Here is a 14,035-nt window from a genome sequence, read left to right as displayed (position 1 = left end):
CTCCGACCAAGGAGCCCACCTTGAGCACCTCCCAGACCTTCACCGCCACCGCCGCCGGCGCCGTGTGGACCGACATCATCAGCCACGTCGGCACGGTCAACGTCACCATCGACCCGACCATCAAGCACGCCGTCATCACGGTGAGCACGGGCGACGACGACGGCCCGCTGGCCGACGCGGTGCGCGGTGCGACCAAGCGGGAGAGCCGCTACCAGAACCTCGACTGCGTCACCGTCTGCGTCCCCGAGGTCCAGGGCAACACGATGACGATGGGCAACTCCACCTTCAGCTTCAACGGCGGCAACATGGTCGTCGGCCAGAACTTCGGCGTCGTCCGCGGCTCCGTGACCGGCATGACCATCAGCAACGGCGACGTCATCATCGGCGGCCGCAAGGTCGTCTCGAACGGCCGCGTCGTCGCCGAGCAGGGCACCGTCGTCAGCGGCGGCGGGATGGGCACCATCACCGTCGACGTGAAGCTGCCCTGCGACCAGTCCTCGGTCCGGTTGGAGACCACCAGCGCCGACATCACCGTCCACGGCGACCTCCAGGTCCTGGACGTCCACTCCGTCTCCGGTGACATCGAGGCCCGCGGCGTCCACACCCTGCGCGGCAACACCACCAGCGGCGACTTCGAGGTGGACCGGGTCGACGCCCGCGTCGACGTCAACTCCGTCTCCGGCGACATCGAGATCGGCGCCTACAACGGCACCGAGTTCCGCGCCAACACCGTCTCCGGCGACGTCCACGTCAGCGCGACCCCGGCCGCCACCGGCTCGATCGACGCCAACACGGTCTCCGGCGACGTCACCACGCGCGGCACGGACCACCTCCGCGAGCGCGTCGGCACCGTCTCCGGCAAGCACCGCCGCCGGTGACGTCGCCCCGGGGTGGCCGCCACAGTCGCCAAACTTCACCGGCCACCCCGGGCCTCCCAACCCGCTCCAAGAGGAGCAGGGGGCAGACACATCGTCCCTCGAATCCCCGCAGGAGCACCCCATGACCCCGCGCCCCGACGATGAGGCCCGCAACGAGCTGCGCGACCTGGTCGCCCAGGCCAGCCAGCGCCGCGACGACGGCCACGAGCGCATCGAGACCGAGTTCTGGCAGGAGATCGACCGCCTGCAGAAGCGGTACCACGGCGCGCAGCAGGACATCGCCGACGCCCTGGACGTCAAGCGCAACCAAGTCTTGAGGCAGACCAAGCGCTACCGGTCCACGGACCAGCCTGCCGCCAACGACTGAACCCCCCCGGAGCCGTTCCGGCCCTGCCCACGCCGGGCCGGAACGGCTCCACCGTCTCCGCCCCACGGCGACCTGACGGGCTTCCCCGCCGCCCTGGCCTCACCTCCGAGACCAGGACGGCGCGGTGGCCCCTCACGCACCAGGCACGGAAGGAGAGGGTCGTCATGCCGAACCGCGAGGTCTACGAGGTAGACGTCCCGATACACAACACCACCAACCCGGCCCTGCGGGGGCTGCACGTCTTCACCGGCGAGGCGGACTCCCCCACCACGGCCCTGCGCCGCGCGCACGAGGTGTACGACGCCGCGCTCGCCGCACAGCAGGCCGGCCTCGACATCCCCGGCAAGCAGCCGGACAGCTGGGGAGCGCGCGGGCTGCGGCCCGGCTGGGAGCTGGACTGGCCCGCCGCGAAGGCCGGCCGCTGGCACAACCCGCTCAGCTGCACCCGCCGCAGCGACTTCGCGCTGTAGCTCCGCCCCGGGACAGGCGACAAGGCGTCCAAACCAACCGCCTGCCCCGGGCCTACCCACCCCGTACGAGACGAGAGAGGGAGATCCCAAGTATGGACCCCGTCACCCGCGTTGCGTCCCCGATCGGGCAGCGCGCCCTCATCATCACCACCCTCGCGGTCCCGCTCACCGGCTGGACCGTTCACGCGCTCACCCTTCACCGGCGCCTCGCGGCCGAACGCCGTGACCCCCTCACCGGAGCCCAGCGCCGCGCCGCGTTCGAGCGCCGCGCCCAGCGCCTGCTCGCCCGCCACCGGCAGGACTCCCTGGTCTGCCTGGTCGACCTCGACAACTTCAAGGGCCTGAACGACAGCCACGGCCACGCCGCCGGCGACAAGGTCCTCGCCGCGACCGGCGAGCGCCTCGCCCACTGGGCCGGACCGCACGGAGTCGTCGGCCGCCTGGGCGGGGATGAGTTCGCGGTCGCGACCCGTGTGGACACCCGGGCCGGAGACGAGGCGATGGAGCAGCGCCTGACGGAGCTGATGGGCGTGCTGCACGAGCCCGTGCCCACCGAGACTGGGCCCCTCGCCGTCGCCGCGTCGGTCGGCACCGCCGTCCCCGACTACCTCGGCATCCACGCCCTGCCCGCCCTGCTGCGCGGCGCGGACGTCTCGATGTACCGGACCAAGCACTCCGGCCACTACGGCTGGGCGGAGATCGAGGACCTGGAGACGCCCACCGTCAACGGCCGCCGCGCCGGCCGCCCCGGCACCGCGCTGGAGCGTGCCGCGTGACCGCCGACCTCGAAGGCGGCGACTGGATCCGCGGCATCACGATCCGCCAGCCCTGGGCCACCTGCATCCTTGCCGGGAAGACCCCGGAGAACAGGCCCGCGAACTGGCCGTGGCGCGGCTGGGTCCTCATCCACGCCGGGAAGGCGAAGCCGGACCCCGCCCTGCTGCGCGACCCGCTGGTGGCCACCGCGATCCGCGGCCGCGAGCTCCACCGCGGCGCGGTCATCGGCGTCGCCCGGCTCACCGACTGCCACCCGGACCAGGGCCCCGAGCGGTGCACCAGCCCCTGGGCGCAGAGGGACGTTCACCACCTGGTCCTCGACGACGTCCACGAGCTGCCGCTGCCCGTGCCCGCCACGGGCGCGCTCCCGGCCTGGAAGCCGACGCAGGACCTCGTGGACCAGGTCCTCCAGCAGATGCCCCACCTGCGGCCGTGACCCGCAGAAGCCGCAGCTGCCACCCCGCCTGAACCCCTCCACCCGGAGGCCCCAATGAGCAGCACACCCCAGCACGGCACCGACCACACCCTGGCCTACCCCGAACCGCCGGCCTCGCCGCTCTGGCACCGGCGCGGCACCAAGGCCCGGCCGCTCACCCCCGAGGAGCAGCAGCGCAACCGCGAACTCCTGGTTCTCGCTCAGCACACCCCCCGACCCCGCTCCCGCACCACCAAGACCCGGGCGGAGGCCCGCTCATGACCTCTCAGACGCACCTCGCCATAGACGGCTACGTCGACGCCATCCCGGCCCCCGGCACCCACTGGGGCACCGCGACGTTCGACCTGATCCACTCCCCCGCCGACGCGGACCGGATCGCACCCGACACCCCGGACACGGTGTACGCCTGCACCACCGGCGACCCGCGCATCGCCCATGCCCTGCTGAACGAGATCCAGCCCGGCGACCTCCTGCGCGTCACCGGCACCGTCGCCCAGCCGGACGACCCGACCGCCCCGGCCCTGCTCACCGTCGACGCCATGGAGGTCCTGGAAGCCGCCCCGGCCCCGGTCCTGTACGACCTGGTGCTGGAGCGATGGGGCGGCTACGCGGCCGTGTTCGACGCGGACCGCGACACCGTGCCGGTCTTCACCGCCGCCGGAGTCTGGGTCGGCGAGGCCGTCAACCCCGACGCGATCCTCGACCTGATCGACACGTACGAGAACGGCGGCGACACGCGATGACGACCGCCACTGCGCCGCGCACCGTCCTCGAACGTTTCCCCGCTGGCCACCCCCGCGGATCCTGGCCCGCCGACGACTACGCCGCCGCCCAGCGCGCCCAGGGCGTCGACGCCCAGGTCGTGATGGACCTGACCACCGACCAGTTCCTCGTGGTCAGCAGCCACGCCACCGCCAAGTCCTGACCACCCCGCAGACGGCCCGGGGCGGCCGCCGGCTACGAGCCCGGCCGCCCCGGCGCCACTCTCCACACAGAACGGAACCGCGATGCTCACACAGCTCTGGGTCGGCACCTACCACGGCGCTCACGACGGAGAACGCGTCGTCGTCACCACGACCCGAGACGACACGCAGCCGCTCCCCTACGGCCTGACGTGCACCTGCGGACTCTCCCAGCGCCACACGGACCCCGTACGCCTGGACCGTGTCGCCTGGCGCCACACCCACCCCACCCTCTGGGACCGCTGGATGCTGAAGATCCGGCAGATGCGCCGCCCCGCCTGAGCAGTCCAACACGAAGGCCCACACTCCCCGCGCCCAGCAGCGCAGGGGGTGCGGGCCTTTTTGTGTTTCGGGGCCGGCAACGAGGTGAGGCCCAGCCGCCGGCGGCTGGGCCTCTGAGGTTTTCTGACTGACCAGGCTCCGCCCGTGGGGCGATGCGCAGCCAGGATGCTGTCCGTCGGGACGGGCAGGCTCCCCGTTCTCAGGGGGGCACCTCGAACCTGACCCTGTTGTCCCATGACCAGGACGGGCAGCGCAAGCCAACCCGCCTTGTACGGCGGGGTGTTCGAATTGCCTGGTCAGCGGGTACGCCGCGTTGAACGGAAGCGCCCCGACCAGTCCAGCGACCAGGCGGGGCGATCCAGTGTTTCACCCGCTACGGTTGCGGGCTATGCGAGAAACACAAGGAGAGACCGTACAGGTTTCGCCACTGAGCGACGACCTGGCATTCCTCGACATCGTCACCGAGTGGGACGTCGACTCGTCCTTCCACGAGTGGAGGGCCGGCATCGTGGTGCCGGCGACCTTCCTGCCGGGTTCGCTGCCCCGCGTCATCGCCATCTGCAACCAGAAGGGCGGCGCGGGCAAGACCACGACCGCGCTCGAGTTCGCGATGGCCCTCGTTGCCCGCGGCCTGCGCGTACGGATCATCGACGCCGACCCGCAGGAAGCGTCCCTGTCGGTGTGGCTGCGGTACTTCCATCCCGAGGGCCTGGAGCCGGCCGACCGCAAGAACCTGATGCACCTGTACTTCGACCAGTCGGTGACGTTGCAGGAGATCACCTACGCCACCCCGTTCGAGGGCCTGTACTTCGTCCCGTCCTTCCCGGACCTGGACGACGTTGAGACCAAGCACCCGACCGGCACGGAGACGCAGCTCCAGTTCCACCTGTCCAAGGCCGACGACGGCATCGACGTCAACATCATCGACTGCGGACCGAAGCTCGGACCGCTCACCGTGTCCGCCCTCGTAGCGGCTCACGACGTCGTCATCCCGGTCCAGGGGGCCAGCGGTCTCGACGTGCGAGGCGCCGCTGCCCTCAACCGCACGATCACCTCCGTTCAGGCCCGACTGAACACCGAGCTGCGCGTCGCGGCCGTCGTGCTCACCGACTTCGAGAAGTCCACCCTCTCCCGGCAGATCGGCGGCAGGCTCGCCAAGGCGTACCCCAACGCCGTGATCCTGCCCGCCCGTACCTCGGTACGCATCGGGGAAGCCCAGCTCGCCAAGCAGCCGCTGCGGATCTTCGCGCCCGGCGCCACCACGGTCCTGGACTACGACCGAGGCGCCAGCATCCTCTTCGGGAACGGGGCGGCCGCCTGATGCCCAGCTACGACGCAACCGATGCCCTGGACGACCTCTTCGGCGAAGAGGAGGGCTACTCCTCCGGGGGCGGAGCCGCCGTGGTGACCCGGACCGAGGCGATCCTCGACGGACCGGCGCCGGCCTCCAGCATCGACGCCGTGCTCCGACTCGCCGACGGACTGCCGAGCCTCGACGACGTCCAGGCCGTCGACGACCACGACACCTCCGAGCTGACCGAGACGGAACTGGAGCAGAAGGAGCAGACCGAGGCCGTCATCAGCACGGCGCTCGCTGCGGGCGATGCCGCCGTCTGGGTCATCGCGCAGGGCCTGGAACGCGCAGCGAAGGGCCGGTGGTGGCGACGCACCCACACCAGCCTCGGCAGCTACGTGGAAGCGAAGATCGGCCGATCCGCCGTCTACGGCCGCCAGCTCCGCAAGAACGCACCGCTCGCCCTGGAGACGGCCCACAAGACCGGCACCGTCCCCAAGCCCTCGCAGGTGAAGGTCACCAGCAAGACCGAGGAGCAGTACGGCCGCGAAGCCGCCGTCACCCTCTACGAGGTCGTCCGCGACGTCAGCTCCGAACTGGGCGCCCACCCCACGGCCGACAGCCTGATGGCGGTGCACAAGAGCCTGCCCCGCCAACTGCCGGAAGAGCCCGAGCAGCAGCGGGAAGTGATCGTCCAGACCACCCGGCGCACGCTTGGGGTCGGGACCGAAACACCCGCGTTCGAATCCGAATCGAACAAGAGCGCTTCAATTGAAGCGCCTTCGTTCGAATCCGAATCGAACGCTGATGCTTCCGGTGCGACCCCCAGCGGCGCCGGAAGGGAGACGCCGGAGGGGTCCGACACCTCCGGCGGCGCTGAGGACGACATCGAGGATGCCGAGATCGTTCCCGAGCACCTGGTCACCCTCAAGGACGCGCTCAAGACGCTCAACGCCGTGAACCGAGCCGTCACCAAGGACGTCTTCGCCCAGGCCGCCGCCAGCCCCGACGACGCAGCGGAGTACGAGAAGGTCCGGCAGGCCATCATCGCGAAGACCACCGCGATCCGGAACAAGGCACTGCACGCCCCCAAGGGCTGATCCTCCCGGCGAACTCACGACGGCCCACGACCACCCCGGTCGTGGGCCGTCGGCATGAGGGGCCCGTCTTGGTTTCACGCGGGAAAGTAGCTGGGGACCTCGCGTCAGGGGCCGGTGAGGATGTCGTGGGTGCCGATGCGGCGCCAGATCACGTGCGGGGTGCCGGGACGGAGCGCCGGACCGTACTGCCACGTCGCGCGGCCTGCGGGGCCAGCGCCCATGGACCAGGTGAGTTCGTAGACGCCGGATGCGCGCTGGACACGCTTGACGCGGAGGCCGGCGCGGAATCGTCCTCCGGCACGCAGGTCCTCGACGAAGGCCGTCACGGTCTGGCGGAATCGGCGGCGTTGTTCTGGGGTGAGGCGGTCCAGGTCGGTGGTGAAGCGGGGCAGGGCTTCGTAGGTCGGCACGTCGGTCCTCCAGGAAGCACGAAGCCCCCGGCGTTGCCGGGGGCGGTGGGTGTCTCGCTCGGGTGTGGAGTCGGTGGTGACGAGTGCGGGCGGGGACGTCCTCGGCCGTCGCCGGGGGAGCGGTACGTGAAGGTGCGCTGGGTACTGCTGGAGTCGGTTACCTGGCGTTTTTGAGGCGTGTGAGGTGGGTGGGGCTGGCTGTCGCGCAGCATTTGCCTGGCCCCAGGTGGTGTTCGCCTGGCGAGCATGACGTCGCCGCAGATGCCCGCCAGGCGGGATCGGCCGTGAAGTTCCGGTGAACCCTCCCGCCTCACGGGATCGGGCTTTTTTGCAGGTCAGAGCCGGTGTTCGCTGCCGGGATGCTGAGTGTTGCGAAGGTTCAGAGGCGGAATGCGTGGCGCTACTACGTGCGTGGGGTCGCCTTCGGGGACGGCCGACGTCCGGTCGGCCAGTCCCTGAAGGGCGCCCTGGAGAAGGCCGGCCTTCCGCCCGGAGTGTGGATGGGGCGGGGCCTGGCCGCGCTCGGGATCACCGCCGGGCAGACGGTGACCGAGCGACAGATGGAGTTGGTCTTCGGGCAGCTCCGGCACCCGGACGCCGACCGGATCGAGCGCGAGCTCCTGGACGACGGTGCCGACCCGGAGGCGGCCCGCCTGGCCACCGTCCTCGGGCAGCCGATCGAAGAGATCGAGGGACGCAAGGCGACCCCCTTGTTCGCGCTCGACTACACCTTCCGGGCGCAGGCGTCCCTGATCGTGCTGTGGGCGCTGGGAGACGACCACACCCGGCGCGTCATCGAGCGGGCGCACGAGCGGGCCATCGCCACCGCGCTGCGCTGGCTCGAGGATGAGGTCGCAGAGACCCGGTGGTCGTCGGGCCGTCAGCGTGCGAAGGCACCGGCCCTGGTGGTCGCGAAGTGGCGGCACTGGGACAACCGGGACGGCTTTCCACTACTCCACGACCACTGTCTGGTCCTCAACCGGGCGCAGCGCCCGGACGGCTCCTGGTACGCGCTGGACACGGTCCGCCTCTACCAGCACGTGGTGGCGGCCGGGACGCTCTACACCCTCACGATGACGACCGAGGTGTGCGAGGAGCTCGGGCTGGCGACGGTGCCCCGGGAGGTGACGCCGGGCCTGCGCCCCGTCATGGAGATAGCCGGCGTCGACCAGGAGCTCATCGACTGGTCCTCCACCCGTCGCGAGCAGATGGCGCCGGTGCTGGAGCGCCTCACCGACGAGTACGTCCAGGAGCACAAGCGGCTGCCCGGCGAGCGCGGCCGCCACGGCCTGGGCTGGTGGGCGGCGCAGGACACCCGCCGGGCGAAGAAGACCCCCAAGCCCTTGGAGCAGCTGCGCGCGTGGTGGCGCACCTCCGCGATCCTGCGCTTCGGCAAGGACATGGTCGACGGGCTGCTGGAGCGGTGCCGTGCGGCCGGGAAGGCGATCCGGGCCCGGGTCGGCCCGGTGGTGGACACCGCGCTCGCCGCCGTCGACGTCGCCGCCATCGTCTTCACCGTCCGCAACTCCTTCGCTCGCCGCCACGTCCTGGCCGAAGCCCGTCGGCACCTGCTGGAGACCCTGCGCGGCCGTGCGTTCACACGCGGCCTGGACGACTACATCGCCGACGCGGCCCTGTCCCGGCACTCCCGTCAACTCACCGTGCCGCAGAAGGGCCGCCGGGCCCCGGCGCCGGATCAGCTCACCTACACCGCGGACTTCGCCTGGCCGCACCGTTGGTGGATCGCCGGCACCGGCGGCAAGCCGCCGCGGGAGTCGAGCCGCTACGAGCGCGCCCGGGTCGCCAGCCTCGCCCTGCAGAACGCGATCCGCGACGCCCGGATCCTTGCTTCCGTGCGGGACGGAGCGCCGGCCGCGACGGCATCGGCCGCCGCGCGCGATGAAGACCAGAACCACGACCAGGCGGCGCCGCACGCCGTCGACCACCCGGACCGGGACGCCGTCCTCACCCCGGCGCAGCAGGCCGCCGCTGTTCACGTCCATCAGCAGGCCGCGATGCCCGAGGAGTACCTGGAGGGCCGTACGACCGATCCCGCGACGTGGCTGCACACACCGAAGAACCTCGCCCGGCTGGCCGCCTTCACCCAGGCCGCCGAAGCCCGCGCCCGCATCGTCGCGGACGGACCGCAGCCGCAGCAGCCGGCCAAGGATGCCGATGACCCCGCCCGCCAGCAGCAGCACCACACAGCGCAGCCCGAGCAGGGCAGGGGAGCGGGCCGGGACCGCTGACGGGGACGCCAATCGGCCAGCGGCTGGCCGATTGGCGACTTCACCCCCGAGGCCCGGCGGACCGGACTGAGAATCGGGGCGTTGGCACCGGCACGGGAGGAACCTTGACCGACCTGCACGAACCGCTGGAACCGCTGGAGAGCTACCCCGACGAACTGCCCCCGCCCCGCCAGCGCGGCGACGTGAACCTGGTGGGCCTGCTCAGCATGGCCGACGACCTTGCCAAGACCGTGTCGGCGCTCCTCATCCGGGCGAGGTCTTCGGGCTCGGAAGTCCAGATCATGCCCCGGGAGATGATCCAGAAGAATCTGGAAAAGCACGCTGAGGAAGTCCTGGGGAAGGTCGTCTACCTCCAACGCCACGCCCACGCCGCGCTGCTCGGGCGGTGCGTGCTCGGTGCGGACTCCAAGGAGGACTGTTCCACGGAGGGCGCCGACCTCCAGCTCAACGTCTGGGACGACACCACGCGCCGGGACATCGTGGAAGACGGCACCACCGGCTGCGTCGCCCACATCATCGAAGCCGCCCGCCGGACTATGGCCGACCCCGCCAGCGAGAAGATCGTGCTCGCCTTCGTCCGCGACGCCGAAGGACTCGCCGTCTGCCGCGCCCTCGGACTCGGACCGGACGATGCCGAGCAGTTCTTGTACGGCGGCCTCACCCTGCGCCCCGAACACCGCGTCGGCTGACCCTCCCCTTCCCGCGGCCGCGCCCGGCCGCCAAGCCCCCGCATTGGAGCGCCACGTGCCCTACGAGGCCCGCGATCTGAACCTGACCGATCCGACGAAGGGCTACCTGAACTTCGTCCTCTACACCGAGCCCCAGCGCGGCGCCGCCACATCGTCGCTGAACGCCGTGCTGGACATCGAGGCCCAGCAGACCGTGACACCGCACTTCCAGGAGTGGCTGGGCAGGCTGGTGCGGTGCGAACCGAACGCGATGCACTGCACCCTCGTGCGGTCCACGGACATCCCGACCCTGTTCCACCCGTGCGTCACGGAGGACCCCAGCAGCCCGTCGGCGATCAGCGGCTCAGGCTGCATGTGCCGCCGGACCTTCTACGACCCCGAGTACGGGCTGCCCGTCGTCGGCAAGCACTTCAAGCACACGGGCGCCGACGGCACGGACCAGTGGAGCTACACGACGTACGCTCCGCTCGAACTGCGCCCGGACGACGTCTTCAGCCGCTTCCACACCGGCCGCGGTCTGTTCTGGGCCCGGACGGACAAGGGCGTCCTGTCGTTCCTTCCGCAGAGGAACGGCCTGGGCTACGAGATCGGGTACAACGGCGGCGGCCCGCACGCCCTGGCCGCCTACCTCACCCAGGTCGCCACGACCGACGGGCAGCACACGACTGCCGGCGCCCAGTACGAGGATGCGCACCCGGCGATCGTTGCCTGGACGCAGAGCAAGGCGGCGGACCGTGGCACGAACGAGCTGTCGCTCAGCGACCTCGAGGCCATGATGCAGAGCTGACCGCCGTCGCATCCGGGCGCCCCACGGACCAGCCGTCCGTGGGGCGCCCGCGTGTACGCCGGACCGGCCGCGCTCCGCCTCGCGGGACACAGGGCGAAGTCGTCGGCGCACCTGCCGGGACGCGATCGACGCGCACGTCCTGGAGGTGACGGTCAGGGGCGAGGGTGCGAGACCACACCCGACTACGGAGGCCCGCATGGTTGAACCGGTCCGGTTGTCCCTCTCGCCGGAGCAGCGTGAGCGCCTGGAGCAGCTCGCCGACGCCGCCCGGCTGCGCATGGCGCTGTACCCGTTGCCGACGTCGCCGCCCGTCCGTGGCCGCTCCCGCTCCCGGCAGTACCCCGGTGGCCGGCCGAACCTGTGGCGCACCGCGCGGGGCCGGCGCCGGGGCTGAGTGGACACGGTGGAGTCCACCGCGCACCGTGCACGGCGGGGAGTGGAGTCCACGGTGGTGCGGACCGGCCGGTCCACTCGGTGCGCTCCATCCGGTGGGGGAGTGCGGAACATCCCGGCATCCGGTGCGGTGGTGCGGTGCACCGGTGCGGCCGCCGACGATGCCGTGCACTCCCACCCGCCGCACCACCGCACCGGCGCGCCGCACCGCACGTTCCACTGCCGCGCGTCGGAGTGGCCGCCACTCCCGTCCGCTCCACTCGATGTGTGTACGGAGGGTGACGGTGCATCGGATGCGGTGCACTCGATGCACCCCCCTTGACCGGGTGTGCCGCCGGATTCCAACCAGCCCATCGGTTGGAAAGCAACCCTTGTCCACCCATGAGTTTCGGCGTGATCTTCGACGTTTCCCCTTGACACACTCCGCTACCACCAGCGAGACGCCCAGCACCGTGCCCTTGATGCCTGGTGCGGTAGGGGAGATCTCTCCCTCCCGGCGCACCGCGCACCGTCACCGTCCGTAGGGGCGGCGCGCGGTGCGGAGGATGCCGTGCATCGCCGCATCGCGGTGCGTTCCACCGGGTGGGAGTGCACGACATCGTCCGCACCGAGTGGAGAGTGGAGGCCACCGTGAAGCGCACCAGGCGTGGGTGGAGTCCACTCGGTGCGCTCCATCGGGTGGGTGGTGCGTTCCATTGCGTGCAACTCAACGCACCATGCGCGCGCCGGTCCGCACCCGCGCGCCACCGCCCCGGCCATCCGATGCGCGTGGCGCGCGCCGCCCGCCGCGTGTCGGCTTCTACGATCCGCGCGTGGGACAGACCCCGGCACAGAAGGCCGCCAAGGCGGCACGCGGGCAGCAGCCGAAGAAGAGGCCCGGCAAGGCGCAGCGCGAGGCGATCAAGCGGGCGCAGGCGGCGAAGAAGAAGGCGGGCGGCGGGAAGCCGGCCGCGAAGAAGACGGCGGCGAAGAAGGCGGTGCCGCTGCCGCGCGGATCGGTGCGGGCCGCCTACCCGGGCACCTGCCCGGCCTGCTTCAAGGACTACGCCAAGGGCGATGTCATCACGAAGGTGACCGACGGCTGGGGGCACCCCGGCTGCGCGCCCCGGCAGCTGTCGGCAGCCGAGCGCGAGTTCGCCCGGAACAAGGCCCGGATCGAGAGCGGCGAGACGTTCCGCGGCCAGAAGCCCTCGGACTGGCGGCGCGGAGCCTCGCCGTCCAGCACCCGGCCCGCCCGCTGAACTCCAGCCGGGAGATGTGGCGTCGGCCACGGACAAACCCGCACGACATGGGGGTGGTCAAGGAGGAATCGGACACCCCCTCTCGCTGATCGTTAGACGACGGTCAAGGGGTGCTTTCTCACGGTGGCCCCGGCCCGCGCGCACATCCGCGTACGGGCCGGACGACTGCCGACCCGGCCCGCAAGCCGGAGAAACCGAGGACCCCGTGCCCGCCGACCTCACTCCCGACCCCACCTTCGAGCCGCACGAGCCGGCCGACCGCAGCCCCGCTGACGGCGTCGACCAGGCCCCGCCGGCCCCCTCCACGGGCCCCTCCATCGCCCCCTCCACGGCCACTTCGCCCGCCGGGCGGATCCGCGCAGGTCAGCCCGGGAAGTCAGGGTCCGGCGACGCGTTCGACAACCCTTCTAAGTCTTTGAAGCAGACATGGAAGCCGACCCACACCAGGAAGAAGGAAGTGCTGACGGCTCTGGGGATCTTCCAGAGGGCTACCGCTGACCACCTGTGGCGGATGCTCCGGCCCGGAGACCGGCACGACCGGTGCACGAGGGACACCCTCAACGCCCTCAAGGGCGAGGGGAAGGTCCGGGTGGAGACACGACTGGAGTCGGGACACCAGCTGTGGGTGCTGACCGAGCGAGGACACAAGGAAGCCAAGCAGCTGCTCCCGAAGAGCGCGCGGATGTCCGTGCTGCGCAAGCTCCAGTACGACGACGACGGAGAGCCGGTCGACGGTGACGGCTACGACGAACACGCCGCCGCCGTCACCTCGACCGCGGCCGTGCTCACCGGAGCCGGGTACGGCACCCCGCTGTCCTGGCAGACCGAGATCGCCCACCGCCTGCCGTACGGGTACACCCAGTACGCCGACCTGACGATGCGCGCCCCGGACGCCGGGGTGCCCGCGATGCTCCTGGAGGTCGACCGCGTCAACGAGCCCGTCGACGACCTGACGGCGAAGCTGCGCCGCTACAACGACTGGTTCGAGCTCCTGGCGCCGAAGGCCGACAAGGACAGGGAGAAGGCTGCCCGGCGGCAGGGGGCGGCGGTGCACGACTTCCGGCTGTGGTCGCGGATCTACCCGGCGACCGGGCGGGAGGGCTACGTGCCGGTGGCGTTCGTGTTCACGGGCAAGACCGCCGCGCAGCGCGAGAGCCGGATGCGGCGCCTGGAGCAGGCCGCCCGCCGCTACTTCGCCGGCACCCGGTACCCGTGGGCCGGGTTCACGGCCGTCGACTACCACCAGGCGGTGCCCGTGGTCGTCACCGAGCTGGAGCGGATCACCGCCGACCCGGCCGGGGCTGCGGGTCCGGTGTGGCGGCGGCTCGGGCGCGATGAGTGGCAGACGCTGAGCGAGGCCCTGGACAACCCGGACGGCGAGCGGCTCTACCGGAGGGAAGAGGAACAGTCCCGCCGGCGGCAGGCGGAACGCAAGGCCGCGGAGCGCGAGGCGCAGCGGCCGGTGTGCACGCAGTGCGGGACGAAGTTCACCGACGAACGCTGGCAGGTAACCGCGGGGTCCTCGTGGCACGGCCAGTGGGACGGGCTGTGCGGATCGTGCGCGGAGCAGGCCGCCGACCGCGCAGAGGCTGAGCGCGTCGCGCGCCGCCAGGCGGAAGAGGCGGAACGCGCGGCGGCCGAAGCGCCGGCCGTGAAGCCCCGCGGGCTGTTCGGGCGCCGCCGGTAGCCGGGCGGCTTCC

18 protein-coding genes are annotated in these 14,035 nt (G+C 71.5%); 17 read left to right on the top strand and 1 reads right to left on the bottom strand.

Annotated elements, in window-relative coordinates; translation table 11 throughout:
* Positions 1 to 20: 20 nt before the first annotated feature.
* From ACWEJX_RS20690 to ACWEJX_RS20640, 11 genes are all read left to right on the top strand, one after another.
* Entirely contained in the window at positions 21 to 878 is an 858-nt protein-coding gene (locus tag ACWEJX_RS20690) for a DUF4097 family beta strand repeat-containing protein (RefSeq protein WP_451608882.1), read from the top strand.
* 121 nt (positions 879 to 999) lie between these two features.
* Entirely contained in the window at positions 1,000 to 1,245 is a 246-nt protein-coding gene (locus ACWEJX_RS20685) for a hypothetical protein (protein ID WP_111339983.1), read from the top strand.
* A gap of 164 nt (positions 1,246 to 1,409) precedes the next feature.
* Positions 1,410 to 1,715: a hypothetical protein gene (locus ACWEJX_RS20680; RefSeq protein ID WP_111339982.1), complete on the top strand. Its 306-nt coding sequence runs from the start codon at positions 1,410 to 1,412 to the stop codon at positions 1,713 to 1,715.
* A gap of 92 nt (positions 1,716 to 1,807) precedes the next feature.
* On the top strand, positions 1,808 to 2,491 hold the full coding sequence (locus ACWEJX_RS20675; RefSeq protein WP_451608881.1) for a GGDEF domain-containing protein: 684 nt from the start codon (positions 1,808 to 1,810) through the stop codon (positions 2,489 to 2,491).
* Complete coding sequence (locus ACWEJX_RS20670) at positions 2,488 to 2,928, top strand: hypothetical protein (protein WP_451608880.1); 441 nt, start codon at positions 2,488 to 2,490, stop codon at positions 2,926 to 2,928. The genes ACWEJX_RS20675 and ACWEJX_RS20670 overlap by 4 nt, the downstream gene beginning before the upstream one ends.
* 54 nt (positions 2,929 to 2,982) lie before the next feature.
* Entirely contained in the window at positions 2,983 to 3,189 is a 207-nt protein-coding gene (locus tag ACWEJX_RS20665; protein WP_451608879.1) for a hypothetical protein, read from the top strand.
* Entirely contained in the window at positions 3,186 to 3,671 is a 486-nt protein-coding gene (locus tag ACWEJX_RS20660) for a hypothetical protein (protein WP_451608878.1), read from the top strand. The genes ACWEJX_RS20665 and ACWEJX_RS20660 overlap by 4 nt, the downstream gene beginning before the upstream one ends.
* Positions 3,668 to 3,853, top strand: a complete 186-nt coding sequence (locus tag ACWEJX_RS20655; protein ID WP_111339977.1) for a hypothetical protein — start codon at positions 3,668 to 3,670, stop codon at positions 3,851 to 3,853. The genes ACWEJX_RS20660 and ACWEJX_RS20655 overlap by 4 nt, the downstream gene beginning before the upstream one ends.
* Before the next feature lie 82 nt (positions 3,854 to 3,935).
* Entirely contained in the window at positions 3,936 to 4,172 is a 237-nt protein-coding gene (locus ACWEJX_RS20650; RefSeq protein ID WP_111339976.1) for a hypothetical protein, read from the top strand.
* 388 nt (positions 4,173 to 4,560) lie between these two features.
* Complete coding sequence (locus tag ACWEJX_RS20645) at positions 4,561 to 5,493, top strand: ParA family protein (protein ID WP_451608877.1); 933 nt, start codon at positions 4,561 to 4,563, stop codon at positions 5,491 to 5,493.
* Positions 5,493 to 6,566, top strand: coding sequence for a hypothetical protein (locus ACWEJX_RS20640; RefSeq protein ID WP_451608876.1), 1,074 nt, complete (start codon positions 5,493 to 5,495; stop codon positions 6,564 to 6,566). Before ACWEJX_RS20645 ends, ACWEJX_RS20640 begins: the two co-directional genes overlap by 1 nt.
* Positions 6,567 to 6,670: 104 nt before the next feature.
* Here the strand turns inward: ACWEJX_RS20640 and ACWEJX_RS20635 are convergent, their stop codons facing one another.
* Positions 6,671 to 6,976: a hypothetical protein gene (locus ACWEJX_RS20635; protein WP_451608875.1), complete on the bottom strand. Its 306-nt coding sequence runs from the start codon at positions 6,974 to 6,976 to the stop codon at positions 6,671 to 6,673.
* 407 nt (positions 6,977 to 7,383) lie between these two features.
* Between ACWEJX_RS20635 and mobF the strand changes: the two genes are divergently transcribed.
* From mobF to ACWEJX_RS20605, 6 genes are all read left to right on the top strand, one after another.
* Positions 7,384 to 9,225, top strand: coding sequence for a MobF family relaxase (mobF, locus tag ACWEJX_RS20630; protein WP_451608874.1), 1,842 nt, complete (start codon positions 7,384 to 7,386; stop codon positions 9,223 to 9,225).
* A gap of 104 nt (positions 9,226 to 9,329) precedes the next feature.
* Positions 9,330 to 9,914 (top strand): hypothetical protein, encoded by a 585-nt coding sequence (locus ACWEJX_RS20625; protein ID WP_451608873.1) that lies wholly within the window; start codon positions 9,330 to 9,332, stop codon positions 9,912 to 9,914.
* A gap of 55 nt (positions 9,915 to 9,969) precedes the next feature.
* Positions 9,970 to 10,701, top strand: coding sequence for a hypothetical protein (locus ACWEJX_RS20620; RefSeq protein ID WP_451608872.1), 732 nt, complete (start codon positions 9,970 to 9,972; stop codon positions 10,699 to 10,701).
* A 196-nt stretch (positions 10,702 to 10,897) separates the two neighbouring features.
* Positions 10,898 to 11,095 (top strand): hypothetical protein, encoded by a 198-nt coding sequence (locus ACWEJX_RS20615; RefSeq protein ID WP_386807621.1) that lies wholly within the window; start codon positions 10,898 to 10,900, stop codon positions 11,093 to 11,095.
* Between the two features lie 811 nt (positions 11,096 to 11,906).
* Positions 11,907 to 12,335: a hypothetical protein gene (locus ACWEJX_RS20610; protein WP_451608871.1), complete on the top strand. Its 429-nt coding sequence runs from the start codon at positions 11,907 to 11,909 to the stop codon at positions 12,333 to 12,335.
* Positions 12,336 to 12,792: 457 nt separating this feature from the next.
* On the top strand, positions 12,793 to 14,022 hold the full coding sequence (locus ACWEJX_RS20605) for a replication-relaxation family protein (RefSeq protein WP_451608870.1): 1,230 nt from the start codon (positions 12,793 to 12,795) through the stop codon (positions 14,020 to 14,022).
* The last annotated feature ends 13 nt before the right edge of the window (positions 14,023 to 14,035 follow it).

The sequence above is a fragment of the Streptomyces sp. NPDC004788 genome, from assembly GCF_053601115.1.
This window is presented reverse-complemented; position numbering and strand designations above follow the sequence as displayed.